This window comes from Streptococcus oralis (assembly GCF_003942875.1).
In the GTDB taxonomy this organism is placed as follows: Bacteria; Bacillota; Bacilli; order Lactobacillales; family Streptococcaceae; genus Streptococcus; species Streptococcus oralis_BX.
Genome location: NZ_RMVK01000002.1, coordinates 71,756 through 96,379, shown reverse-complemented (window position 1 = coordinate 96,379; position 24,624 = coordinate 71,756). Strand labels below are relative to the sequence as shown.

Here is a 24,624-nt window from a genome sequence, read left to right as displayed (position 1 = left end):
TTAGATAAAGGAAATTTTATGGGATTAAAACATCTTGAGGACGTAACTTACTTCCGTCTCAATAACGAAATCAACCGTCCTGTCAATGGACAAATCATGCTTCATAAAGATAAGGAAGCCTTGGATGCCTTCTTTAAAGAAAATGTAGTTCCAAATACCATGGTTTTTGATTCAATTACTGATAAAATCAACTACCTTATTGAACACAACTACATTGAAACTGCATTTCTTAAGAAATACCGTCCAGAGTTTTTGGAAGAATTACATCAATTTATCAAAGACCAAAACTTCCAATTCAAGTCATTCATGGCTGCCTACAAGTTTTACAATCAATATGCCTTGAAGACTAATGACGGTGAATATTATCTTGAAAGTATGGAAGACCGTGTCTTCTTTAATGCACTTTACTTTGCTGACGGGGATGAAGCAATTGCGACTGATATTGCCAATGAAATCATCCACCAACGCTACCAACCTGCTACTCCTTCCTTTTTGAACGCAGGTCGTGCTCGTCGTGGGGAGTTGGTATCTTGTTTCTTGATTCAAGTAACTGATGACATGAACTCTATCGGACGTTCCATCAACTCTGCTCTTCAACTTTCACGTATCGGTGGTGGTGTGGGAATTTCCCTCAGCAACCTTCGTGAAGCTGGAGCTCCTATCAAAGGTTATGAAGGTGCTGCTTCTGGTGTCGTACCAGTTATGAAGCTTTTTGAAGACAGCTTCTCTTACTCAAACCAACTCGGGCAACGTCAAGGTGCTGGGGTTGTCTACCTCAACGTCTTTCACCCAGATATCATCGCTTTCCTTTCCACTAAGAAAGAAAATGCCGATGAAAAAGTTCGTGTTAAGACTCTTTCACTTGGTGTTGTAGTACCCGATAAATTCTACGAATTAGCTCGTAAAAATGAAGAAATGTATCTCTTTAGCCCTTACTCTGTAGAGCTTGAATACGGTGTGCCATTCAACTACATCGACATCACTGAAAAATACGATGAATTAGTCGCAAATCCAAATATCCGCAAGACAAAAATCAAGGCGCGGGATTTGGAAACTGAAATCTCTAAATTGCAACAAGAATCTGGTTACCCTTATATCGTCAACATTGATACAGCCAACCGTGCAAATCCAGTAGATGGTAAGATTATCATGAGTAACTTGTGTTCTGAGATTCTTCAAGTTCAAAAACCAAGCTTGATCAACGATGCTCAAGAATTCCTTCAAATGGGAACAGACGTTTCATGTAACCTTGGATCAACCAACGTGGTCAACATGATGACTTCACCTGACTTTGGTCGTTCTATTCGCGCGATGGTTCGTGCCCTTACTTTCGTTACAGATAGTTCACACATCGTAGCTGTCCCTACTATCGACCACGGAAACAGTTTGGCTCACACCTTTGGCCTTGGTGCCATGGGACTTCATAGTTACCTTGCCCAACAACTGATTGAGTACGGATCACCTGAGTCAATTGAATTTACAAGCATCTACTTTATGCTTATGAACTACTGGACCTTGGTAGAATCAAACAATATCGCTCGCGAGCGTGGTGTAACCTTCCACAACTTTGAAAAATCAGACTATGCTAACGGTAGCTACTTCGAAAAGTATGTAACTGGTGAATTTGTTCCAAAATCAGACCGTGTTAAAGAACTCTTTAAAGATGTCTTTATCCCAAGTGCTGCTGACTGGGCTGAACTTCGCGACAAGGTTCAAGCAGATGGTCTTTATCACCAAAACCGTCTAGCTGTTGCTCCAAATGGTTCTATCAGCTACATCAACGATGTTTCTGCTTCTATCCACCCGATTACGCAACGTATCGAAGAACGCCAAGAGAAGAAAATCGGTAAGATCTACTATCCTGCTGCAGGTTTGTCAACAGATACTATTCCTTACTACACTTCTGCCTACGACATGGATATGCGTAAGGTAATCGATGTATACGCGGCTGCAACTGAGCACGTGGATCAAGGACTTTCACTCACCCTCTTCATGCGTAGCGATATTCCAAAAGGTCTTTACGAATGGAAGAAAGAAAACAAACAAACGACACGTGACTTGTCTATCCTTCGTAACTATGCCTTTAACAAGGGTATCAAGTCTATCTACTACGTCCGTACCTTTACAGATGATGGTGGAGAAGTCGGTGCTAACCAATGTGAAAGCTGTGTGATTTAATTTTTATCTGAGGCAGCCACGTTTTCTCAGACTACTGATTAAGTTACCCGCCAGACAAAACTTGATAAGTATCTTAAATACTATGAAAAACTAAAAAGTCGGGCTTCCGACTTTTTGTGCGATACTCTTCTCAGACTATGATAAAATAGAGATGATTCGGCAATCGCATTATTACATACAGAAAGAGATTTCAAATGGAAACTTACTACAAAGCCATTAACTGGAATGCCATCGAAGATGTCATCGACAAATCAACTTGGGAAAAGCTGACAGAGCAATTCTGGCTCGATACGCGTATCCCCTTGTCAAATGACCTAGACGACTGGAGAAAACTATCAAACAAAGAAAAAGACTTGGTTGGAAAAGTCTTTGGTGGTTTGACCCTTTTGGATACCATGCAATCTGAAACAGGGGTTCAAGCGCTTCGCGCAGACATCCGTACGCCGCATGAGGAAGCTGTTTTCAACAACATCCAGTTTATGGAATCTGTCCATGCAAAATCTTATTCTTCTATCTTCTCTACCTTGAATACCAAGGCTGAGATTGAAGAAATTTTTGAATGGACCAACACTAACCCCTACCTACAAAGAAAAGCGGAAATTATCAATGAGATCTACCTCAATGGTAGCCCTCTAGAAAAGAAAGTTGCCAGCGTTTTCCTTGAAACCTTCCTCTTCTACTCTGGTTTCTTTACACCGCTTTACTATCTTGGTAACAACAAACTGGCTAATGTTGCGGAAATCATCAAACTGATCATTCGTGATGAGTCTGTTCACGGAACCTACATTGGTTACAAATTCCAACTTGGTTTCAATGAATTACCTGAAGAAGAGCAAGAAAAGCTCAAAGAATGGATGTACGACCTGCTCTACACTCTCTACGAGAACGAAGAGGGCTATACAGAAAGCCTCTATGACGGTGTTGGCTGGACTGAGGAAGTTAAAACCTTCCTTCGTTACAATGCCAATAAGGCGCTTATGAACCTAGGACAAGATCCGCTCTTCCCAGATTCAGCTGATGATGTCAATCCTATCGTCATGAACGGAATCTCAACAGGAACTTCTAACCACGACTTCTTCTCTCAAGTCGGAAATGGATACCTCCTTGGTGAAGTTGAAGCCATGCAAGACGAGGATTACAACTACGGTTTGGACTAATTTGACCAATCATTCAAAATATCATGGTTTGTTTAAAATAACCATGATATTTTTGTTTTTGTTTTCTTTTGTTTTTTTCTATTTGATTGATTGAGCGTTTTATGGTAAGATAATAATAGTAGAAATCGAGGTGATAAGGATGCTAAAGCAAGAAAAACTAGATAGTATTCTAGAAGCAGTAAACACAAAAGGCACTATTACTGTAAAAGAGATTATGGAGAGTCTTGATGTGTCAGATATGACAGCTCGCCGCTACTTACAAGAATTGGCAGACAAGGATTTGCTGGTTCGTGTGCACGGTGGCGCTGAAAAACTTCGTACAGGTTCTCTCTTAAACAACGAACGCTCAAATGTTGAAAAACAAGGCTTGCAGATTGCTGAAAAACAAGAAATTAGCCGTTTTGCTGGTCATTTGATTGACGAAGGTGAAACCATTTTTATCGGGCCAGGAACAACCTTAGAATGTTTTGCTCGTGAGCTCCCAATTGATAATATTCGTGTTGTAACAAACAGTCTTCCTGTCTTTCTCATCCTAAACGAACGAAAACTAACAGATTTGATCTTGATTGGTGGAAATTATCGCTCTATCACTGGTGCTTTTGTAGGAACACTTACCTTACAGGATTTGACCAATCTTCAGTTTTCTAAAGCTTTTGTAAGTTGTAATGGTATTAAGGATAAGGCAATTGCTACTTTCAGTGAAGAAGAGGGCGAGGTACAACGAATCGCCTTGAACAATGCCAATAAAAAATACTTACTGGCAGACCACAGTAAGTTTAATAAGTTTGATTTTTACACCTTCTACAATATCTCAGAGATTGATACAATCGTTTCAGATTCCAAACTGAGTCAGGAGACATTTGAAGACCTGTCGAAACAAACAACCATTCTTTTATCAAAACCATAAAAATTCCCCTGCCTTTTGGCGGGGAATTTTTGTTGAATTTTATTCAATAAGTTGTGTCTCAGCTAGTTTCTTGTACCAGTGAGCTGATTTCTTAGGATAACGTTCTTGAGTTTCAAAGTCTACATAAAAGAGACCGTAGCGTTTTTCATAACCGTTTGACCAAGAGAAGACATCCATCAATGACCAGATAAAGTAGCCTTTGACGTTGGCTCCATCAGAGATTGCATCTGCAATCACTTCCATATGTTTCTTAACATAATCAATCCGTCCATCATCGTAGACTGTTCCATCCACAAACTCATCTTTGTATCCGAGACCATTCTCTGTGATGTAGATTTTTTTGTAATTTGGGTAATCTTTCTTCACGCGCATGATTTGATCATACAAACCTTGAGGGTAGATAATCCAATCCCAATCCGTACGTGGTACATAATCAGGAGCTACACGACGACCAACACCTTTGATTTGGTATTTAGAGCTTCCTTTCTCACCTTTACCATTATGGATAATTTCAGTTTCTCCATCAAAGGCTTGCATCCAATCACTCATATAGTAGTTAATGCCGAGGAAGTCGTTCAAGTCTTTTGCAGCTTCTAATGCTGTGAAATCTTCTTCACGAAGATCTAAGCTACCACCATTGATGGATAAAATATGGTTGACGCCTTCCATGGTTTCTCCGGAATATCGTCCAAGATAAGTTGCATCCAAGATAAATTTATTGTGGATGATATCTTCCAACTCAGCAGCGCGAACATCTGCTGGATTATTTGGATCCAGAGGATACTTAGTAGGCAGGGCATGAACCACACCAATTTCACCTTTATAGCCTTTAACCTTATATAGCTTGACTGCACGCGCATGCGACACCATCATATTGTGATGAGATTGAAAGACTTTGGCAAGGTCGTACTGAATACCTGGAGGGAATTTCCCAACTAAATACTGACCATCTCCTATCGGCCCAATTTCATTAAAGGTTGTCCAATAGTTGACTTCAGGAAATTCTTCAAAACAGAAGGCTGCATAATCCACAAAGTGATCAATGTTTTCTCTGTTCAGGAAATCTCCATTTGAATGAAGTGCTTCTGGCGTGTCAAAGTGATGAAGAGTTACAAAGGGCTCAACATGCCGTTTGTGACATTCTGCAAATAGATTATGATAGAACTCAACTCCCTTGGCATTGACTTTCCCGTAACCAGTTGGAAAGATACGTGACCAAGCGATTGAAATACGGATACCATTGACACCATACTCTTCTGCTAGTTTGAGGTCAACTGGGTATTTGTGATAGAAATCACTGGCTGGTTCAGCAGTGTACCAGTAGTTATCTTTGAGGTATTTATCCCAGGCAACTGGTCCTTTACCATCGGTATTGGTCGCACCTTCTGCTTGATAGGCTGCTGTTGCCCCGCCAAAAATAAAGTCTTTTGGAAGTGTTTTTGTCATTTGATTCACCTTTCAAGAAATAGAAATGAGATGGAGATAGAGTCGGGAGGAATTCCTCCATCTCACTTCTTCGCTATTTACCTTTTATTCTTCAAACTGCGCTTGAACAAAGGCAAGAGCGCCTTTTCCATCGCGAGTCAATTTAATGTATTTGCCACCTTCTGTCTTGGCAAGTTTGATACCAAGTTTGTCGGTTTCGGCCTTCATGTCTTCAAAGTTTGAAGCAACTTGAGGAGCAAGGATAACCAGATCAAACTCAGGCAACATTTCACGGTGAGCACCATAGCCACCAGCTGCTGCTTTAACAGGAACTTGGTACTCTGCAGCTGCCTTATTTAGAGCATTTGCAAGAAGACCACTTGTACCTCCTCCTGCACAGAGAACGAGAACATTAGTTTCTTCTGTGATTGTGTTTTGCGCTGTTTCTACACCAGCTTTTTCAAGAATAGCATCTGCTTTGGCAGTATTGAAGTTTGCTGCTACTTTTTCTTTCAATTCATCATTGGCTTTACCTGAACGCTCTTCTTCAAGAATTTGTTCATCATAAACCTTGAGGAATGGATAGTAAATGGCTACGTCTACAAGAATTAACAAAGCAGCAAGTACAAATGACAAGAATTGGAAGTTTGTACCGAGAACAATACCGAGAGGACCTGGTGTTGTCCAAGGAAGGTTGGCAGTAAATGAGTTCATGCCAAGCGTTTCAATAAAGAATTTAAAGATCCATACGTTAGCAATTGGCGCAAAGATAAATGGAATAAAGAAAATCGGGTTCAATACAAGCGGTGCACCAAACAAGATTGGTTCATTTACACCAAAGAAAGTTGGCACTACTGAAGCACGTCCGATTGCACGATTTCGTTTTGATTTAGTTAACCACATGAACATGAATGGAACAACCAGTGTTGCACCTGTACCACCCATGGTAACAATAAACATTTGTGTACCTGAAGTAAGGATCTTGTCTGCATGCATCCCTTGTTGGAGAAGGTTCAAGTTGACTTCGGCATTTGCATAGGTAATAGCTGCGATTGCTGGTTCAACGATAGATGGACCATGGATACCAACAAACCAGAAGAAGGCAAAGGCACCAAAGATAATCGTAATACCTAGATAACCATCAGCAGCAGAGAATAACGGTGCAAAGAATTTACCGATTGATTCAGCTACGCTTGCACCAACAAAATGACGAGCTAGTAAATCGAGAGCATAAAGAGAAACCACTGATAGAGTGAATGGAATCACATCTTTAAAGACTTGTGAGATATTTGGTGGAACTTCGTCAGGCATACGAATAGTGACGTTGTTCTTAACACAAACCTTATAGATGGTTACAGTAACAAAGGCAGCAAGGAATGCTGAAAGCAAACCTTTTGTTCCAAGGAAACCTGTCGCAAAGCCACCTTCAATCGGATCAGCTGCTAACATCAACAAACCAACAATCGCAGCTAAAAGTGTTGACATATAGTTGATTTGGTTCGTTTTCTCCATGCTACGGTTTACTGAGTCGGTCAATGACTTAGCTGTTGTACCAGCTACCAAGAGAGCTAGAATCCCCATTGAATAGCTATAAGGTTTCATAAGGAGATTTACAACATCATCAGACCATTTAAAGCCCCATGAGTTTGGTACAAAAGCAATCAAGATAAAGATACTTGAGAAGAGAATAACTGGCATACCAGCAATGAAACCATCACGAATAGCGCGAAGGTAGATATTACGAGACAGTTTTTCAAAGAAAGGCTTTCCTTTCTCGATAAAAGAAATTAGTTTGTTCATTACTTAACTCCTCTCTTGTAGAGTTCGATTAAATGGTGCATCAAATCTTTTAACAAAATGGTAGTCATCAAGTGATCCTGACCGTGCATCATGGTTACACTATAAGCCAAATCTTCACCAGCTGCCTCCTTAGTCAAAAGGCTTGTTTGCGCGTGGTGTGCCTCCGCGATGCAACCACCAGCTTCCTCTACGAGAGTATCAGCTTTCGCAAAATCGCCAGCTTCAGCAGCCTTTAAAGCTTCCAATAGTTTTGATCGAGCATCGCCAGCATAGGCAACAATTTCAAAACCTAACAATGTTACTTCTTCTCTATTCATGATAGAATTCTCCTTATGTATTTTTAATTAAATTTTTATGACAATAAACGTTGGATATGTAGAACTAGATAAACTCGTTCACTTTTATACAAATCAAGACCCGTATGTTGCGTAATCACATCATAGATTTTGGAACCGATCTCAAATGCTTTTGGATAGGATTGTTTAATATGATCTTCCATATCCAGAAGTGATTGGTTATCATCTCTAGATCTGTCTAAATAATCCAAGAAATAATTCAAATGAATCATAAAGCGATCATAGAAATGATTATTCTCTTTGGTTCGTTGAATTGCATAACCCTTTAGCACTTCTTCAACATTCCTGAGAATTTCTTTCCTCTTATCAATCGACTCCACAAGTTCCACTTCATTTTCACCTTCGGCATTAATGAAATGATAAGCGATCCGAATAATTTCATCCTCAGGGAAATGATCTGTCAACTTCTGACGATAGATTTCAAAGGCTTCCTTTGCGATTTGAAAAGCGACAGGATACTTAGTGGAAATATCTGGCAGATTACTATCCTTGTACCTTCCTTGTGCTAGAGCTTGGTAAGAGCAGTAAATATGATCTGTCAAGGTTACGTAGAGATACTCTTGAATCGGATAATGATATTTCTTTGATAGCTTATCAATGATTTCATAAGTCACTGTGATAAAATCAAGCGGAACATCTTTGAGGAGAGCCATAAAGTTTTCTCTTGACTCTTCGGTCTTCATCCGAAAGATTTTCTCAACCTTATTTTCAGCAATCAAATCCCCCTTCTTCTTTCCGAATGCAATCCCCTTACCAATTACAATCACCTCTTCTCCTTTGTCATTTCTGACAAGTGAAACATTGTGATTCATTGGATTTAGAATTCGATACATGTCAACCTCCTTTTATCTCTTAAAGGTATATGAGTACAAAAAATGACCACAAATGAACTAGAAAATCTATTGATTTCTAATCCACCTGTGATCATGCCTAATATTACTTAGTAACACTCACCTTGTATTAACTTGTGATTTAAGTATAGCACAAGTAAGTTTTTTTGTAAACCTTTACATTCAACTTTTTTTAAAATTTTTATTTAGATCAATGTTCCTAAGATTAGGGGGGAAAACTTATACACGTTCAGTCCATGAAGTCGCTGTGGTTTGGAGAACTTTGTTGAGTTCATCAATGTTCTCAAATCCAGTTGTGCGTAGCCATTCACGAGCTGCTACTTCACCGTCTTTGATGTAGGCTTCAACTGATCCAGCCCAAGTTGCACGGCCGCAAAGAACACCGTTGAAGTTTGCGCCTGATTCGTGAGCAAAGACAAGGGTTTCTTGGAAGAGTTTAGCTGATACACCTGCACTTAAGTAGATGTAAGGAAGATTTGTTGCTTCGTCTTGCGCTTTGAAGAAAGCTGCTGCTTCTTCTCGTGTATGCACGATTTCACCATCACCAAAGCCTTCAACGTATTTCACATTGACTGGAACTTCCACTTTCAAGACGTCGATGTTGAAGCGTGGGTCTGAGAAGACCTTCATGGCACCGATAACCTTCTGTGGTTTCACTTTTGCGTATTCTGCAGAACCTGCATCAGCGATTTTTTCATCGTAAGCGAGGATTTCAAGGAAGAATGGAATGTCTTCTGCCACGCATTCAGAACCAATGCGTTCGATGTAGGCTTGTTTTTGTTGATTGAGTTCGTCAGAGCTGTCTACATCATAGTAAAGCAAGAATTTGACAGCATCTGCACCTTGTTCTTTGATGCGTTTGGCAGACCAAACATCCAAGCAGTCTGGCAAGCGTTTGGTGCTTGTTGTGTCGTATCCTGTTTTTTCATAAGCAAGGAGAAGACCAGCATTAGCATCAAGGGCTTTTGTAGCTGGAAGTCCATACTCAGGGTCAAGGAGCATAGATGATGCGTATTTTGTCAATTCATCAGCCACCAAGACTTTAAGTTCTTCCATTTGAGCAACTGTTGGCTCTTCCGTTTGGTATTGAGCCATAAGGCGTTTCAAAGCGCCACGTTGGTCAAAGGCAAGAGCTGAGATGATACTATTTTCATCAGAAAGTTTTTCTAAGCGTGCACGTTTTTGTTCTGTTAAAGCCATTTTATACCTCTTTTACTATTAATTGATCATATAAAGCTTGATAGTTGGCCATATTGACATGACCTGTCATCTTTTCTTGAGCATTGAGCATACCAAGGACATTGGCCTTGATGAGGAGTTGTTGATCAGATTCCTTATGAAGAAGTCCTGAGGAAATCCCTGCCACAGTAGAATCTCCAGATCCAACAGGGTTCACTACCTGAATTCTTGGAATATCTACCTTGTAGAAAGTGTCCCCATGTTTTGCAAAAGCACCATTTGCACCAAGTGAAACAATTATCCACTCAATCCCTGCAAATAGAGGCTCTTGAAGAACTTCTTTTAACTCATCCAAATCCTCAGAAACTTCTTTCCCAAGAAGCTGAGACAATTCTTCGTTATTTGGTTTGATTACTGTTGGTTTATGTGGTGATTCAAGAACCGCCTGAAGGGCAGCACCTGAGCAATCCAGAACAACTGGTTTTCCTGCGCGATTAGCAAGTTCTACTAAGCTTGCATAATAGTCAACTGGAAGGCCAGCTGGAAGACTACCAGAGATAGCAACTACTTCCACAGCGTCAAGAAGATTTTCGAAATGAGCCAAGAAATCTTGACCTTCCTGTTCCAATACTACAGGACCTTTTTCAAGAACTTCCGTTTGGTTATCTCCGTGAAGAATAGCGATACAGTTACGAGTTTCTCCCTGAATTGAGAAGAAATCTTTCTTAACCTTATCATCGATATTTTCAACTAAAAACTCACCAAGCTTGCCACCAACTAAACCAGTAGCAACAACAGAGTCCCCAAATTCTGAAAGGACTCGGGTAACATTGAGACCTTTACCACCAGCTGTCTTGGTCACGTCCACCACACGGTTGACAGTGTCAATTTTTAATTCATCCAAAGGATAAGAAATATCAATGGACGGATTCATTGTGACTGTTAAAATCATGCGTCACCTCTTAGTCGTGGTATTCACCGCGATCCCATTTTTCAAGGAATTCTGTAAAGAAGTTTGCATCTGCTTGATGAGCATTGTGAGTTTCAACGTGCTCAATTTTCGCAATCAATTTTTTGTTTTCTTCTGATGGTTTGTATTCAGCATTGATGAAAGCTTCAATGATGTCGCACATGAGCAATTCACCAGTGATCTTACCACCAAAACCGATAACGTTGGCGTTCAATTGTTCTTTTGCGTAAAGAGCTGTTGTCATATCACGAACCAAGGCAGAACGAACTCCTGGAACTTTATTGACAGCGTTGTTGATACCAACACCAGTACCACAGATACATACCCCAAGATCAGCTTGACCGCTTGTAACGGCTTCACCAACTTTTTTACCAAAGATTGGGTAGTGAGTACGTGTGTGGTCATAGGTACCAAAGTCGATGACTTCATATCCCTTTGATTTCAAAAATTCTGAAACCGCCATTTTTTCATCTGTTACGATGTGGTCACATCCAATTGCAATTCTCATTTTTAACTTACCTTTCTTACTGTAATCTAATTAGCACATTTTGTTCAACATATCAACACGAATTTGGTGACGACCACCGTCGTATTTACCATTAACAAAACCTTTAGCAATGTTTTTAGCCAATTCATCACCAACAAGTTGTGCACCCATAGTGATCATACGTGAGTTGTTGTGTCCACGAGTCATATAAGCTGAACGTTCGTCAGATACTTCTGCGGCAACCATTCCTTTGATTTTTGTTGCGACCATAAACGGACCAGCCCCATAAGCATCAATCACGATACCAAGATTTTGTTCTTCTTTGTTTACTTCTGCAGCAACAGCAAGAGTCACATCAACAAAGTCTTGACCTTCAGCTGTAACATCCACAACGTGGAAGTTTTCTTTTTCCAAGAAGTCTTTCACAACTTCTTTCAATCTCAAACCTGCAGCATCTGCACCGATAACAATAGACATATTGTATACTCCTTTTTATTTTTCTAGGCTAGTAAAGACTTTTATAGTTAGCAGTTTACCTACAAAAGACTTTCTAGCAGTTTAGTGATAAATTTGATTGAATGAGATGAATATCACCTTATCCAAGTCCAGGAAATCAAGTTCCTAGAAAGAAACTTTCTCTACAATAGAGAATATAACAAGTGATTATTTGTTTGCTACAAACATCATTTGTTTCTTACAAACATAATATACTCCTATTTATAGAAAAAGTCAACAGTAAATGTTTGTTTTTGTGGTTTTTTATCTAAAATATTTCAATATCAAAGCCAATCTGATCTACTTGATCAGGTTCTAGGAGACGAACATTCTTCTTATCTTCTAGATGATTTCCTTCTTCAAGAGATGTTGACAAGCCAGACCATGGTTCAAAAGCAATGAATGGTCCCTTATTCAAAGTTGACCAAATGATGAGATTTGAAAACTCTTGGAAGTGTACTTTTAATCCCTTCTCATGTTTACGAGAACGAAGGGAAATTGTTCTGGATTGCAACTCATCCAAAGTCACTGCATCAACACTAAACAGATCGTAACTGAGGTCCACTTCCTTTTGAGAATCCAACCATGGACTTCTATCTTGGAAATCTAACATTCCAGTTTCTGGGAAAGGACGAGGAACAGAGCAAGTCTCTTCTTTCTCAAACTCTAAATAGTAATCTTCATAAGTTTCGCCATCTAGTAGAGGGCAATTAAAGCCTGGATGTCCTCCTATAAAGAATGGCATTACTTTATTAGTTTCTTTATTGAAAATCTTGTATTGAGTACGAACAGTCTTGCCAGTCACTAGATAAGTGATTTCAAGGAGGAAATGATAAGGATAGTTCTGATAAGTATTCTCATCATCTTCAATAGCAAAGGTTACGCTGTTTTCTGTCTGTTCAACTAATTCAAATTCTTTTTTACGGACCAAACCGTGACGAGGAATGTTTCCTTTCGTCTCCGTTCCATCTTCGTGACTGTAGAAGGCTATATCTTCTCTTAAAGAGCCACAAATTGGGAAAAGTACTGGCGCTTGTCCACTCCAGTAAGTTGCATCTCCTTGCCACAGATACTCAATGCCTTCTCGATCCTTGATCGACGACAAGGCGCCACCTAAGGTTTTAAACTGGACCGTTAACTGGTCTGATTTGATTTCAATTACCATAATATTCTCCAACTATTTTTAGATCTTTATATAAAAAACTAGGTTGCCACTCCCAATGTAGGAAATTAACAACCTAGTTTTCACAATTTACATTTTATAGGAGCGAATTATTTAGCATTTGCTGCGTATTCTTCGTTACGTTTGATCATTTGTTTTCTATACCAAGCAAAGATACCTACATAGAATACAAGGAAGACTGCTGCACCAAGGATTGCTTTGATATCACCTGTTGTAGCATTACCGATTGCCCAACCAAATAGTTTTTCAATTGGTCCTTCAAGAGTTGAGTGAGTGATCAATTGAGCACTATCTACACCTTTAGGAAAGGCACCTACACCTTTAGCAAGTTCTGTTGCAAATGGTGCGATAAGAGTACCAGAAAGAAGGAAGAGAGGCAACAAGAGTGTTCCGAAGATAATCATACGGAGCAATTTACCACGTGTAACAACCAAGAGAGCTGGAGTCACACCCATAGCGATGATACCTGCAAGAGGCAAGATACCATTACCGACGTTTGAAAGAAGCACAGCTTCAACTAGCATGATTGGAGCGAGTACGTTAGCACAAGCCCAGATTTCAGCACGACCAGCGATGAAAGGCCAGTCAAGACCGATGTTGAATTTACGTCCTTGAAGACGTTTAGTAGCAACGTTTGTAATACCTTGTGAAAGTGGTTCTACGGCTGCGATGAACCAAGATCCGATAAGTGAGAAGAGTTCCAAAGCTACACCGGCTGTCAAACCAAGAGACAACCAACCTTTAATAACTTCTTGCCAGTTTGCAGCATCTTTAAGTCCTTCAACAGGTTGTGGAGTACCCATAAAACCGATAACAATACCAAGGATGAAACCGATGAAGAATTTAGATCCCCAGAAACCGATTTTTTTGTTCAATTTAGCAGCATCAAAGTCATATTTATCAAGACCTGGGAAGAATTTTTCAAAAATCTTATCCAAAACCATGATAACTGGGTTCATCATGTAGTTCATGTGTGTTGAAGTCATTGGTGATGAACTTGGTGCATTAAGAAGGTCGTCGAATGTTGGTTTCATCAGGTCAGAGTTGATGATTTTCAAAATACCTACAAGGACAACTGCTGCAGTTGCGATGAAGAGTGAAACCCCTTGGCTTACACCGTTGTTGTCTGCGTACCATTTGATCAAAAGACCAGTGATTGACAAGTGCCAGATATCGAAGATATCGACGTCAAGTGTATCTGTTTTCTTCATTGCAAGCATCACAACGTTGACAATCAACATTACAAGCAAGAAGTAAAGTGTCCAAGCAGATCCCCAAGTGATTGTAGCAAGTGGTGCCCAACCAACGTCAGTGATGTTCAAATGGATACCAGTGTTTTCAACGAATTTTTTAAGTGATTCTGAGAAAGCTCCATTGAGCATACCGATGATAGCACCGATACCAGTAAGAGCGATGGCAAGTTTAATACCACCTTCAAGCGCTTTGGAGAATTTCACTCCAAAAAGTAGAGCCAATACTGTCAAAATGATCAGCATGATGATTGGTCCACCCATATCCAAGATAGGTTTGAAGATATCGTTGGCCAGATTGATAATGACATCCATAATAGTTCCTCCCGTTTTTTTAGTTATATGAATGTTAACAAGATAAAGAATAAATTAGCTTAGTCCATGTTCTTTGATAGCTGCTTCAATATTGTCAAATACTGGTGCGCTCATCGCTGGAATACGGAACAAGATTGGTCCAGCTTCAATTACTGGAATACCTGGTTCAAAACCAAGGTCAGTTGCGGCGATTGGTGTAAAGATATCGTAGCCCTTAATAAGGTCTTCGTTTACATCTTTGACCATGACTGCATCACAGTGAACGTCATAACCACGGTTTGAAAGTTCTTCTTCTAGAGCACTTTTAATTTGGTGACTTGAGTTAACACCTGCACCGCAGGCAGCAAGAATTTTAATCATTTGGATTTCCTCCGATTTTATTTTTTAATAGACAAGATTAAGCGGTTGCTTCAGCAATGTAAGCATAAAGTTTTTCTGGTTCGGAAATTTTTGATAAATCTTCCAGATGTCCATTTCCTGTGAAAAAGTCCATCAACTGAGCCAGAATATTTGTTTGACTTGAACTTGAGTTGTTAATGATAAAGAAGAGTAGGGATACTTCTACTTCCTTATCAGGAGCAATCATATTGTGAAAAGTTACTGGTTTTTCTAATCGAACAACCACCACTTTCTCAGCTAGATTATGAACAATATCTGTATGAGGGATTGCCACATTTGGCAAATCCTTTCCTAGAAATTCCATATCTAAACCAGTTGGAAATGACTTTTCACGCGTGATCAAGGCTTCACGATAAGTTGGAGTGACAATTTCTCGTTCTTCCAACAAGCTTGCTACCTGATCAAAGAGTTGTTCTTGATTATCCGCTTCTAAGCAAAACACCAGGTTTTTGTCAAAGAAATGATCTAATCCCATAACATTTTCCCTTCTTTCAATTATCTTTTATGTAATAAGTATAACACTATATGAAATCGTTGTCAATAATTTTTGTTTTATTTTGTTCATTTTTTTGTAATTTTTGTTTCATTTAAAGAATACAATCAATATCAAACATTCTTGTTATAATATCCACAAAAAAAGAAGGCCCAAGCCTTCTTCTCTTTCCTTACTTAATAGTAGATAAAATCTCTTCTAACTTATGGTAATCTTTTACACTATCAATTTCATAGATGCTATTTCCTTCTAATTCTTCGACATAGACATCCAATTCTTTGATATTATCCTTAACCATGTTGTCCCAGTAGAGATCAACAAATTCACCATTTTCGTAAGCTTTGTCAATAAAGCCAACAATCTTCTCTGCTGTTGGTGCATCCCAGAATGAAACTCCACTCAGAATGCGACCAGCTTTGCTGTCAACAATAATGTCTTGAACCTTGTAGTCATCACCGTAAACCAAGAACCACTCGTTGGTACAGTCTTCACGATAAACGCTAAAATAGGTAGAACGTTTAAGATCGTTTCGAAACATATTTTTGAAAAGATAGTTATCTGCATCGATGACATAGCTGTTAGCCAAATCTTTTTTTACTAGATAAAGTGAGTAAAAGTTATTGTAATCAGCATACTTGTCGTTAAAGACTAAACGGACACCATATTTTTCTTTTAGGTAGTCAAATTGTTCTTTGAGGTAACCGACAACGATAATAATCTCATCAATTCCTCTCTCTTTCAAAAACTCGATTTGGTATTCTACCAAGGGTTTTTGATTAACCTTAACCAAAGCTTTTGGTGTATTTTCAGTCATAGGGCGCAGACGAGTTCCTAAGCCCGCTGCTAAAATAATCGCTTTCACACGAATCTCCTTTATTCTTTAATAATAATATAAACACCAGCCATAACAATAAGTGAAGTGATGATTGTCAGCATATCTAGCGGTGCACCCAAGAAAATAACTGCAAATAAGACAGTCCAGACTACATAGCTAACATTCAAACCTGTTGCTTTCGCAGGTTGCAAGCGATTAATGGCGATATAATAAGCTAAGTAGGAAATCATATTAAAGGCCGCAAAGACAAGCAAGAGGCCTAGTAACTGCCCATCTGCCACTTCTGCAAACGAATGGTGAGAAAAGAGCACAATCACAAGATAGGACAAGAATGAGGTTACTTGTCGAATTAACAAGGCTTCAATTTCACTTAAATCACTTTCCATAGCATAGGAGCTGAGAACACTTTCACTCCCCCAGGCAATGGCACAGATAAGGGCACAAAGAATCCCAATGTAAAACGAGTTAACTTGTTCAACCTTGTAGGTTTGAGCAATGATCGCTGCAATAATCAAGAAAACACCGAATACTGTATTCTTTGAAACCTTGTGTTTCAAAATGAAGAAGGCTAGTAAAACTGAAACTGCTGGGTAAATAGCCGATACAGATGAAGCTAGAGAACTACCAATATATTTAACCGCATAAAGATTGGCCTGCATACCAATAGGTCCTGCTAGTAAAGCACCGATAATTACACTCACATTTCGAATATTTAAGAAAATCGAAAGACGAACTTTTCTTTCTTTTACCAAAAGAAAAGCTAACAAGATAAAGATACTTAAGAAATCATGAGCAGCAGCCACCACAAAAGGTGAAAGATTTGTAAAAATTGAAAAGATATAAGCACTAATTGTTAGACCTAATCCCCAGAAGATACCAGAGAGCAGACCAAAGGAAACACCATTTTTATTCTTCATCCTAACCTCCATAATAAGTCAAACCTTCGACAGCTCTTTGGTAACGATTGACACCGTAATCTCCAAAATCAGCCCCTTGAGCTTCTTTGTACACTGTCCACAAACTCCAGATAGTATCTTGCAAGATTTTATAGATACGAATCTTCTCACGTGATACAGGCGTTTTGTCACTTTCATAGTAGGAAAGGAAATCATCTTCCTCTTGCTTTGTAAATTCAGACTCTAAGAAAAGAGCTGCCAAATCCCACATCGGGTCATTCATAGAAGAGTATTCCCAGTCAATCAAATACAAACGACCTTGTGGTGACTCGATAAAGTTTTCTGGTACCAAATCGATGTGACAGGACTTTCTATCAACACCCAAATCAGCCAATCTCTTTTCTAGTGAAAATACATCTTTTCTTACAGCTTCATAGTTTTCATAAGGGATAGGTCCCTCAATCAAGGATTCATATTTGCTGATTTCCTCAAAAGGAGCAAATTCTCCTCTTAATTCTTTCCCTGAAGCGTGGATGGTTTGTAAAATTGGTGCAATCTTTTCAAACTTGGACTTAATTGATGTTGAATCAAGAGTTACTGCTGATTCGATGTATTCATTTACTTTGATCCCTGACTCAATATCAAAGAGATAATTTTTAACATCTAAATCTAAATCCTCTAAAAGTTCAAGATTATACTTTTCATTTTGACGATTGATGAGTTTTTCAGTCCCTTTACCAAAAAATTTCACAATATACTGTTTGTTGGTTGTTTTAACCAAATAGTTTTGGTTGGTCATGCCTCCCAGCTGTTCGACACTGAGTACTTCCTCTTCATTAGATAGTAAAGAAGAAATTTTTTCTTTGATGAGTTTTTCCACAATTAACCTCCATCTCCTACACTTCCCACTTGAATACTGTTTTAAAAGCAGTATTCAGGTCTGTAGCAAAGACACGGTGAATGTCCTTGATTTCTCTCACAGGCTCTTCAACATAAAGGATATTCTTCAGACGATTCGCAAACTTTTTAACTTCCATCATTTGAATGGCCTTTTCAAAATCGACGCGTCCTGAACGAGACGATCCCACTAATAACAATCCTTTTTCCAAAGCGTCTCGTGTATTGATATTAACCTTGTATTCGCTCACTCCCATCATGAGAACCGTTCCCTGTGGGCGAATATAACGAATCAAGTCATTGATAGCTGGGCCTGTACCATCCCCACCACAGCACTCAAATCCATGATCATAGGTTAAATCTTCTGGTATATTATCAGTAATGTAGCACTCTTTAGCAAAAGAGAAGAGCTCTAGTTTTTCCCAATGGCGACCAATGACGATAATCTCTGCTTCTGGCAAGGTATAATTGATAATATTTGCAACCACAAAGGCCAAACTACCATCTCCGATAACAGCAATGCGCTCTCGTTTGCTATGAGCAAGATGTAGGAATCGATCCATAGCATGCATACCAACACTTACAAACTCGGTAATGGCGGCAACTGTGTCCTCGATGTCATTATAAGACACAACACGATCTTTGGGAAGAGAAACAAATTCTCGCATAAAGCCATCGTGACCACTAGATAGGAAGTAGGTCCCTGTCATGTAGTTCTCGTAGAACTCCTTGTCACTCTGCATAGGCGGTTGATTGGGAATCATAACTACCTTTTGACCAACTTCATAAGTCCCAGTTGGATCGGAAATAACAGTTCCACAAGACTCGTGAATCATGGCCATTGGAAGCTTTTTAGCCAAAATCTTTGGATCGCGTTTCCCTTGATAATAACGTTGATCTGCATGACAAACCGCCATATAATTTGGACGAATAAGGATATGATTCTCCTGATCAATGTCCTCTTCTTGGTATTTTACATTGATAAACTTTGGTTTGGTCAGTTGATAAATTTGATTAATCATAGCCTTAGTCTTTCTCAATCATGCTTTTCGCGATTTTCAGGTCTGTCACAGTTGTGACTTTAAGATTTGAATATTCCCCTTTAGCTAGGGCAACGTCTTTTCCTTTGATAACAAAAATCTTACATGCATCTGTCAGGATTTCCTTTTCTTGGTCAGATAGGGAACCATACAAATCCATGAAATCCTTGCAGCGGAATGTCTGAGGTGTTTGACCTTGATAGAGGTGAGCACGATTTGGAATATCAGTGATAAACTGACCATTAGTACTTTCAACAATGGTATCAACTGCTTCTACTACTGTGTCAACTGCATCATGATTTTGAGCCAGTTTGATATTGTCCTGAATCATGCGAAGTGTGATAAAAGGACGAACAGAGTCATGCGTAATCACGATATCTTCTGGAGTGATTGGACGGTAGGCATCAATAGCTTCTATAATCTTCTCGATACTGGTATTGCGATCAGCACCACCCTTTGTAATGATGATGCGATCCTTGTGAAGAGAAAGATACTTGTCAACCAAGTCCTCAGCATGAGATACCCAATCTCCATGAACTCCAACTACAATTTTTTCAATACTTGGTTCCAAAACAAATTTTTCAATTGTGTGGATCAAAATAGGACGATCACCCAACTCCAAGAATTGTTTTGGTAAATTACTGATTCCCATGCGTGTGCCAGTTCCTCCGGCTAGGATTCCTGCATAGATCATTTATATTCTCCTTTAGTTTATTCTAAAAAACTCATTATCATCTATTATATCACAATCTGCCTCCATCATGAAGAAAAGACAGTGAATCATTTAGTCTAATCAACACACCATTTAAGGTAAAAAGTGAACAATGTGTTACTAAATCCGGAAAGACCATAATAAATCAAGAAATAAAATTAGGTTATCCTCTATATTATCCATTCAACGTTCGGTTAATATAGAGTTCTTTAGAATATAATAGAAACCTTAAAGAAAGCTTAAATGAAATTATTTGTTTAGCAAAGAATACTAGGTGTGCATAGTAAATTTCTTAAAAGTTGTTTGAGAGACTCATTATAAAAGGTCATATATCTCATGAATTAAACAAATAATAGACTTTTGCCCCTAAAATTGATAAAATAAAAAGAAAAATAATAGAAAAAAGGAAACTGTAAACCGCCATGATGAACATGCAAAACATGATGCGCCAAGCACAAAAACTTCAAAAACAAATGGAACAAAGCCAAGCAGAACTCGCTGCCATGGAATTTGTTGGAAAATCTGCTCAAGACCTTGTCCAAGCAACTTTGACTGGAGACAAAAAAGTTGTCAGCATTGACTTCAACCCAGCAGTTGTAGATCCAGAAGATCTCGAAACACTTTCAGATATGACTGCGCAAGCAATTAATGCTGCTCTTGAACAAATTGATGAAACGACTAAGAAGAAACTCGGTGCTTTCGCTGGAAAATTGCCTTTCTAATCCACAAAAAAAGAGAAACAGATGTTTCTCTTTTTTTCTTAGAAATCAAAGAATTCCATTGCTTTCTTTAAGAGTAATTCCGTATATTCCGGATCGTCTTGAGCCATTGTGACTTGTGACTGGACCATTTCAAGATCATCAGTAATCATGCCATCTGCACCGAGACGAACTGCTTTATCAAATGCCTCCGAACCATTTACGGTCCAAACATAGAGTCTCTGATCAGTTGTCCAGAGTTTATTGACAAAGTATTCATCCAAAGTTGAGTACTCCATAGTATAACCCGTTGCCTTGGTTCTTGGGAAGATACTGTTATAGGGAAGAATAAAGTAAACTGGAATTTCAGAATCATAAGTCAACACTTTATCAATCACATGGTAGTCTAGCGATTGCATCTGGTGTCCATATTTCTTGATAGTCGCTCCGTACTTTTCGAGGAAATGGTCCATCATTTGCGGACTATCTTTTTTACTGGTCTTAATCTCAATCAGCAACTTTTGGTTTAAAGCATTTGCACGCTCTAAATAGGCATCAAAGCTTGAAATCTTTGTTTGATAACCATTCTCGTAAATATCTGTATTTGTTAATTCATCCAGAGTCAAATCTTGCGGTGTAGCATTAATACCTGTTAAATTTTTGAGGTTAGCATCGTGCATCATCACGAACTGACCGTCTTTCGTTTCCTGCACATCCATTTCGATGAGATCTGGTTTTAGTTGAGCTGTTTTTTCTAAAGACTGCACAGTATTTTGAACACCGTTTTTATTACTTACTCCTCTGTGCGAAATCACTAAAGGTGTATTGGTATCCGGAGATTCCAGATAAACGTAGCCTTCTATGGCAAAGATGATGCTTGCACACCCCATGACACCCCATCTCATCAGATGATCTTTCTTTCGCCTTGGCATGATCTCCAACTCCTCTCCTGTAAGGAAGGAAACAAACTTCACTAGGAAATAAGTCAGGGTCATGTAATGGAAATTTTTAATCAAGACAAAATTAATCACACCGAGAATCAAGGACTCTTTTTGAGTTAGATTATCCATCACTGCTTGCGCAAAAAGAAAAGGAATTAACAAACCAAAGAAGAAGAGATACGTTTTAATGATAATGAGTAAGAGATGCCAAGAGAAGAAAAGGACATTTTTCTTTGTCTTTTGGAGACTATATTTCACACTTTCTCTTACGGTCTTTCTTTCAAAGAGAATCTTAGGAAGGGCAAACATAAATCGGACAGAGATGTAGAGAAAGATCCAAGCGGATGCTATGATCATCAGACCTACCAGCCAATGCTTACCTTCCCAATAATTCACAATAAAATCAGGGATAATAATTTTGTTGAGGTAGTAGATTTTTAAAATCTTACGGATGAACGGGAAAAGCATAGCAATGTAAAAAAAGACAAAAGTCATCTTACAAAAGCTCAATCGCTTAACGAATATAAAGCTCTGGTGAAATACTTTTCTACTATACTCAATTAAAGTTCTCTTTTCATGATAGAGAAGGTGACGAGCCCCGATAAACAAAAGACAGATCTGGAAATAGGCAACCAGGAGATTGATTGCAATTAAAATAAGAAAGGCTAAACTGATAAAAGGCGAGCCTTGTATAATCGCCCAAAAGTTATTGTAGGAGATAAACAAGTAACCAGTTTGTCTCAGAAGGATGCCAGCAATCCATGAATTCAATGGTAGCCAGACAAACTCAACCATCATAAATATCAAGAAAAATAGAAATAAAATCTTATCTAGGTTATAGTATATCTTCCTAAAACCTAGCTTTTTAGGTTTTTCAGGTTTCATAGGCACTCCTAGTCTAAAAATTGGGATAAATCTAAGCCACCGAAAGGATTATTCATCGAAAAACTACTCTGGTCTTCTATTAATAGCTTTCCTTCATCCGATTCCAAAAAAGCTTCGTAAACACGCGCCGTCATGCGGGCGTCCTCTAAACTGTTATGAGACTTCCCGTGAAAGCCTAAAAAATTTGCAACAGTTTGCAATTTAAGATTGGCTATGCCGTGTAGATCAGAACTACGGCGTTCAAAAGCCTCCTCATATAGATCAACCTTATACTGGTCACGATAATCAATACCGTGCTCCAAGATAATAGGCAAATCACTCTTAGCTGCATTGTAACCAACGATAGGTAAGTCACCAACAAATGCTTGAAAGTCCTTTAAAACTTGTTCTACCTTTGGCGCATCTTTCAAGGTTTCAGCTGTGATTCCAGTCAAACCATTGATAAAACTCTTTAAAGGGGCTGTAGTATAAACATAAGAATCAAAAGCAGCACATTCTTGTCCATCTTGAAAACGGACTGCTGATACTTGAATTAAATGGGTAACGCCCTCGTGTTGATTGAATTCCAAATCAAAGGCGATATAATCTCTTAATTTTTCCATTATTTACCTCAATTACTACCCAAACTAAACTATAAACAATAAAAGAAGCCATTAGGTTAGTGAGTAACCCAAACAGCTTCTTTATTTTCCTCCAAAAAGGCGAGCAAAAAAGCCTTTTTTGGTTGCTTGGACTTCTTCTTTTGCTTGGTCCAACTCGAGTTTCAAGGTTTCTTGATCCTTCATGGCTTGAAGAGTTAACTGTTGCTGTTGGTCCAACTGTTTATCCTTTTCAGCAATCTGTCGGTCTTTGATACGCATCTGTTCATCTTTTTCTGATAACTGGCGGTCTTTTGCCTTGAGCTGCTCGTACAAACGAAGAATTTCAGCGTTTTTCTCATCGACCAAGATTTCCATCAGTTCACGTTGTTTGACATCATCACTGACTGGTTCATCTTCAAAAATCGTTTTTTTGTAGATTTCCTCTAGCTTGATCAAGCCACTTCGAGTAACTACAGTTACACCTTTGTCATTTTTTTTCGTGTCCTCTTCTGGAAGTTCTTTGACACGATTGTTGATTGCTTGACGAGATAGTCCTAAGACCTCTGCAATCTCACTGACGGTCATTTCAATACTCATAATATCCTCTGAAACGTTTTCTAGCTTTTCTTTATTTAAATCTTATCATAAGCTAGATAAACTGTCAAATTTCCGCTTAATCTAAGGCTTTTAAAAAGGCTAGTAAGACTTGGGCAGAACGACGTCCAGCTTCGATAATAAATTCATCAAAAGAGATAGAGGCTTCGTGATTGGCATTGTCACTCATGGCACGAATGACTAGGAAAGGTAGACCAAGAGCCTGAGCCGCTTGTGCAATGGCTGCCCCTTCCATTTCAACTGCTAAAACATCCGGAAAGTGGGTTTTGATACTAGCAATTTTATCATCTCCAGCTATAAAACTGTCTCCTGTAGCAATCAAGCCTAGGTGCCAGTTTTGGTCCAACTGAGATAAGTTTTCTTTAATCCTATCGATAAATTTCTTATCTGATTCAAAGTAAAGAGGTTGACCAGCCATTTGACCATAAACATAGCCAAAAGCAGTCACATCCACATCATGGTAAGCTAGTCTATCTGCAATCACGACATCACCAACAGCAATCCCTTCGGCAAGAGCACCTGCTGATCCTGTATTGATGATAGCTTCTACCTGAAAATGGTCAGCTAGAATAGCTACACTCATAGCCGACATGACCTTTCCAATCCCACTCTGAACTAGAACGACTTCTGTATTGCCAACAGAGCCAGTGTAGTAAGTATTTCCGAGGACTTGGACTTCTTGAGGTTTATCCAAATTCTGAGTCAAATATACGAGTTCTTCTGGCATGGCAGCAATGATTCCAATTTTCATTTCAAGTCCTTTCAATTACAAGAGTTTCATCGCTAAAATTAACAAAATCAAAAGTAGGATGACTGCAAACAAGATACGATTGAGTTTCGAATTAAAAACATTTCTCTTAGTGTTCTCAATGCGGCGACTCTTATGAATTGTTGGTTCTACTTCGATTGTTAAGGTATCTTGACTAAAACCGTGGTCTCTAGAACGTGAATAACCAAAATGTTGTGAAGACGTTGGTAGGATTTTTGTTTCCTCATCATCTTGAAGAGGTGGTCCTGAGATTTTCTCACCACGATTGGCACGTTCAATCATTTCGTCTGTTAATAAAGGTTTTCCCATG

At 38.9% G+C, this 24,624-nt stretch carries 26 protein-coding genes; 4 read left to right on the top strand and 22 right to left on the bottom strand.

Annotation, left to right across the window (positions count from 1 at the left end; all coding sequences use genetic code 11):
* The first annotated feature begins 18 nt into the window (after positions 1-18).
* The 3 genes from nrdE to D8844_RS02585 all read left to right on the top strand — a co-directional run bounded on the left by nrdE (position 19) and on the right by D8844_RS02585 (position 4,242).
* Entirely contained in the window at positions 19-2,178 is a 2,160-nt protein-coding gene (nrdE, locus tag D8844_RS02595) for a class 1b ribonucleoside-diphosphate reductase subunit alpha (protein WP_125421680.1), read from the top strand.
* Between the two features lie 194 nt (positions 2,179-2,372).
* Positions 2,373-3,335, top strand: a complete 963-nt coding sequence (gene nrdF / locus D8844_RS02590; protein WP_000451372.1) for a class 1b ribonucleoside-diphosphate reductase subunit beta — start codon at positions 2,373-2,375, stop codon at positions 3,333-3,335.
* Between the two features lie 139 nt (positions 3,336-3,474).
* The gene (locus tag D8844_RS02585) at positions 3,475-4,242 is read left to right on the top strand and encodes a DeoR/GlpR family DNA-binding transcription regulator (RefSeq protein WP_000917585.1); all 768 of its coding nucleotides are present in this window, start codon (positions 3,475-3,477) and stop codon (positions 4,240-4,242) included.
* Positions 4,243-4,281: 39 nt separating this feature from the next.
* On the opposite strand, the gene lacG is transcribed toward D8844_RS02585, so the two are convergent.
* The 17 genes from lacG to D8844_RS02500 form a co-directional block, all read right to left on the bottom strand.
* Complete coding sequence (gene lacG, locus D8844_RS02580) at positions 4,282-5,688, bottom strand: 6-phospho-beta-galactosidase (RefSeq protein ID WP_000169306.1); 1,407 nt, start codon at positions 5,686-5,688, stop codon at positions 4,282-4,284.
* 84 nt (positions 5,689-5,772) lie between these two features.
* Complete coding sequence (locus D8844_RS02575; RefSeq protein WP_125421677.1) at positions 5,773-7,467, bottom strand: lactose-specific PTS transporter subunit EIIC; 1,695 nt, start codon at positions 7,465-7,467, stop codon at positions 5,773-5,775.
* Entirely contained in the window at positions 7,467-7,784 is a 318-nt protein-coding gene (locus D8844_RS02570; RefSeq protein WP_001078327.1) for a PTS lactose/cellobiose transporter subunit IIA, read from the bottom strand. Before D8844_RS02570 ends, D8844_RS02575 begins: the two co-directional genes overlap by 1 nt.
* A gap of 35 nt (positions 7,785-7,819) precedes the next feature.
* On the bottom strand, positions 7,820-8,656 hold the full coding sequence (locus D8844_RS02565; protein ID WP_044020838.1) for a PRD domain-containing protein: 837 nt from the start codon (positions 8,654-8,656) through the stop codon (positions 7,820-7,822).
* Positions 8,657-8,893: 237 nt separating this feature from the next.
* Entirely contained in the window at positions 8,894-9,874 is a 981-nt protein-coding gene (lacD, locus tag D8844_RS02560; RefSeq protein ID WP_125421674.1) for a tagatose-bisphosphate aldolase, read from the bottom strand.
* 1 nt (position 9,875) lies between these two features.
* Positions 9,876-10,805: a tagatose-6-phosphate kinase gene (locus D8844_RS02555; protein ID WP_125421671.1), complete on the bottom strand. Its 930-nt coding sequence runs from the start codon at positions 10,803-10,805 to the stop codon at positions 9,876-9,878.
* A gap of 10 nt (positions 10,806-10,815) precedes the next feature.
* Positions 10,816-11,331 (bottom strand): galactose-6-phosphate isomerase subunit LacB, encoded by a 516-nt coding sequence (gene lacB / locus D8844_RS02550; RefSeq protein WP_001216921.1) that lies wholly within the window; start codon positions 11,329-11,331, stop codon positions 10,816-10,818.
* A 30-nt stretch (positions 11,332-11,361) separates the two neighbouring features.
* A complete protein-coding gene (lacA, locus tag D8844_RS02545) occupies positions 11,362-11,787 on the bottom strand; it encodes a galactose-6-phosphate isomerase subunit LacA (RefSeq protein WP_000029277.1) in 426 nt (141 codons plus the stop codon).
* A gap of 286 nt (positions 11,788-12,073) precedes the next feature.
* Complete coding sequence (locus D8844_RS02540; RefSeq protein ID WP_125421668.1) at positions 12,074-12,970, bottom strand: aldose 1-epimerase family protein; 897 nt, start codon at positions 12,968-12,970, stop codon at positions 12,074-12,076.
* Between the two features lie 107 nt (positions 12,971-13,077).
* Complete coding sequence (locus tag D8844_RS02535) at positions 13,078-14,553, bottom strand: PTS galactitol transporter subunit IIC (protein WP_084918461.1); 1,476 nt, start codon at positions 14,551-14,553, stop codon at positions 13,078-13,080.
* Between the two features lie 54 nt (positions 14,554-14,607).
* Entirely contained in the window at positions 14,608-14,913 is a 306-nt protein-coding gene (locus D8844_RS02530) for a PTS sugar transporter subunit IIB (protein WP_000590551.1), read from the bottom strand.
* 37 nt (positions 14,914-14,950) lie between these two features.
* Positions 14,951-15,427, bottom strand: coding sequence for a PTS sugar transporter subunit IIA (locus D8844_RS02525; RefSeq protein WP_000521979.1), 477 nt, complete (start codon positions 15,425-15,427; stop codon positions 14,951-14,953).
* Positions 15,428-15,617: 190 nt separating this feature from the next.
* Entirely contained in the window at positions 15,618-16,307 is a 690-nt protein-coding gene (locus tag D8844_RS02520; RefSeq protein WP_125421665.1) for a sugar phosphate nucleotidyltransferase, read from the bottom strand.
* A gap of 11 nt (positions 16,308-16,318) precedes the next feature.
* Entirely contained in the window at positions 16,319-17,197 is an 879-nt protein-coding gene (locus D8844_RS02515; RefSeq protein ID WP_000791843.1) for a DMT family transporter, read from the bottom strand.
* Between the two features lies 1 nt (position 17,198).
* Positions 17,199-18,056, bottom strand: a complete 858-nt coding sequence (locus tag D8844_RS02510; RefSeq protein WP_125389428.1) for a phosphotransferase family protein — start codon at positions 18,054-18,056, stop codon at positions 17,199-17,201.
* Between the two features lie 16 nt (positions 18,057-18,072).
* Entirely contained in the window at positions 18,073-19,095 is a 1,023-nt protein-coding gene (locus D8844_RS02505; RefSeq protein ID WP_125421662.1) for a ribitol-5-phosphate dehydrogenase, read from the bottom strand.
* A gap of 4 nt (positions 19,096-19,099) precedes the next feature.
* Positions 19,100-19,807, bottom strand: coding sequence for an IspD/TarI family cytidylyltransferase (locus tag D8844_RS02500; protein ID WP_009730094.1), 708 nt, complete (start codon positions 19,805-19,807; stop codon positions 19,100-19,102).
* A gap of 440 nt (positions 19,808-20,247) precedes the next feature.
* Here D8844_RS02500 and D8844_RS02495 point away from each other — a divergent pair, with 440 nt between their 5' ends.
* Entirely contained in the window at positions 20,248-20,547 is a 300-nt protein-coding gene (locus D8844_RS02495; protein WP_000981515.1) for a YbaB/EbfC family nucleoid-associated protein, read from the top strand.
* Between the two features lie 38 nt (positions 20,548-20,585).
* On the opposite strand, the gene D8844_RS02490 is transcribed toward D8844_RS02495, so the two are convergent.
* The 5 genes from D8844_RS02490 to macP all read right to left on the bottom strand — a co-directional run bounded on the left by D8844_RS02490 (position 20,586) and on the right by macP (position 24,623).
* Complete coding sequence (locus tag D8844_RS02490) at positions 20,586-22,349, bottom strand: glycerophosphodiester phosphodiesterase (RefSeq protein WP_125421659.1); 1,764 nt, start codon at positions 22,347-22,349, stop codon at positions 20,586-20,588.
* An 8-nt stretch (positions 22,350-22,357) separates the two neighbouring features.
* On the bottom strand, positions 22,358-22,951 hold the full coding sequence (locus D8844_RS02485; protein WP_125421656.1) for a 3'-5' exonuclease: 594 nt from the start codon (positions 22,949-22,951) through the stop codon (positions 22,358-22,360).
* An 81-nt stretch (positions 22,952-23,032) separates the two neighbouring features.
* Entirely contained in the window at positions 23,033-23,527 is a 495-nt protein-coding gene (gene rocS / locus D8844_RS02480; protein WP_000021252.1) for a chromosome segregation protein RocS, read from the bottom strand.
* Between the two features lie 76 nt (positions 23,528-23,603).
* Positions 23,604-24,296: a 5'-methylthioadenosine/adenosylhomocysteine nucleosidase gene (locus D8844_RS02475; protein ID WP_008278101.1), complete on the bottom strand. Its 693-nt coding sequence runs from the start codon at positions 24,294-24,296 to the stop codon at positions 23,604-23,606.
* Positions 24,297-24,311: 15 nt separating this feature from the next.
* Positions 24,312-24,623: a cell wall synthase accessory phosphoprotein MacP gene (gene macP / locus D8844_RS02470; RefSeq protein WP_000517872.1), complete on the bottom strand. Its 312-nt coding sequence runs from the start codon at positions 24,621-24,623 to the stop codon at positions 24,312-24,314.
* Position 24,624 lies beyond the last annotated feature (1 nt).

Coding starts and splice junctions, on each gene's coding strand:
- nrdE (WP_125421680.1), top strand. CDS start 19: ATGGGATTAAAACATCTTGAGGACGTAACTTACTTCCGTCTCAATAAC.
- nrdF (WP_000451372.1), top strand. CDS start 2,373: ATGGAAACTTACTACAAAGCCATTAACTGGAATGCCATCGAAGATGTC.
- D8844_RS02585 (WP_000917585.1), top strand. CDS start 3,475: ATGCTAAAGCAAGAAAAACTAGATAGTATTCTAGAAGCAGTAAACACA.
- lacG (WP_000169306.1), bottom strand. CDS start 5,688: ATGACAAAAACACTTCCAAAAGACTTTATTTTTGGCGGGGCAACAGCA.
- D8844_RS02575 (WP_125421677.1), bottom strand. CDS start 7,467: ATGAACAAACTAATTTCTTTTATCGAGAAAGGAAAGCCTTTCTTTGAA.
- D8844_RS02570 (WP_001078327.1), bottom strand. CDS start 7,784: ATGAATAGAGAAGAAGTAACATTGTTAGGTTTTGAAATTGTTGCCTAT.
- D8844_RS02565 (WP_044020838.1), bottom strand. CDS start 8,656: ATGTATCGAATTCTAAATCCAATGAATCACAATGTTTCACTTGTCAGA.
- lacD (WP_125421674.1), bottom strand. CDS start 9,874: ATGGCTTTAACAGAACAAAAACGTGCACGCTTAGAAAAACTTTCTGAT.
- D8844_RS02555 (WP_125421671.1), bottom strand. CDS start 10,805: ATGATTTTAACAGTCACAATGAATCCGTCCATTGATATTTCTTATCCT.
- lacB (WP_001216921.1), bottom strand. CDS start 11,331: ATGAGAATTGCAATTGGATGTGACCACATCGTAACAGATGAAAAAATG.
- lacA (WP_000029277.1), bottom strand. CDS start 11,787: ATGTCTATTGTTATCGGTGCAGATGCTGCAGGTTTGAGATTGAAAGAA.
- D8844_RS02540 (WP_125421668.1), bottom strand. CDS start 12,970: ATGGTAATTGAAATCAAATCAGACCAGTTAACGGTCCAGTTTAAAACC.
- D8844_RS02535 (WP_084918461.1), bottom strand. CDS start 14,553: ATGGATGTCATTATCAATCTGGCCAACGATATCTTCAAACCTATCTTG.
- D8844_RS02530 (WP_000590551.1), bottom strand. CDS start 14,913: ATGATTAAAATTCTTGCTGCCTGCGGTGCAGGTGTTAACTCAAGTCAC.
- D8844_RS02525 (WP_000521979.1), bottom strand. CDS start 15,427: ATGGGATTAGATCATTTCTTTGACAAAAACCTGGTGTTTTGCTTAGAA.
- D8844_RS02515 (WP_000791843.1), bottom strand. CDS start 17,197: ATGAAGAATAAAAATGGTGTTTCCTTTGGTCTGCTCTCTGGTATCTTC.
- D8844_RS02505 (WP_125421662.1), bottom strand. CDS start 19,095: ATGATTAATCAAATTTATCAACTGACCAAACCAAAGTTTATCAATGTA.
- D8844_RS02500 (WP_009730094.1), bottom strand. CDS start 19,807: ATGATCTATGCAGGAATCCTAGCCGGAGGAACTGGCACACGCATGGGA.
- D8844_RS02495 (WP_000981515.1), top strand. CDS start 20,248: ATGATGAACATGCAAAACATGATGCGCCAAGCACAAAAACTTCAAAAA.
- D8844_RS02490 (WP_125421659.1), bottom strand. CDS start 22,349: ATGAAACCTGAAAAACCTAAAAAGCTAGGTTTTAGGAAGATATACTAT.
- D8844_RS02485 (WP_125421656.1), bottom strand. CDS start 22,951: ATGGAAAAATTAAGAGATTATATCGCCTTTGATTTGGAATTCAATCAA.
- rocS (WP_000021252.1), bottom strand. CDS start 23,527: ATGAGTATTGAAATGACCGTCAGTGAGATTGCAGAGGTCTTAGGACTA.
- D8844_RS02475 (WP_008278101.1), bottom strand. CDS start 24,296: ATGAAAATTGGAATCATTGCTGCCATGCCAGAAGAACTCGTATATTTG.
- macP (WP_000517872.1), bottom strand. CDS start 24,623: ATGGGAAAACCTTTATTAACAGACGAAATGATTGAACGTGCCAATCGT.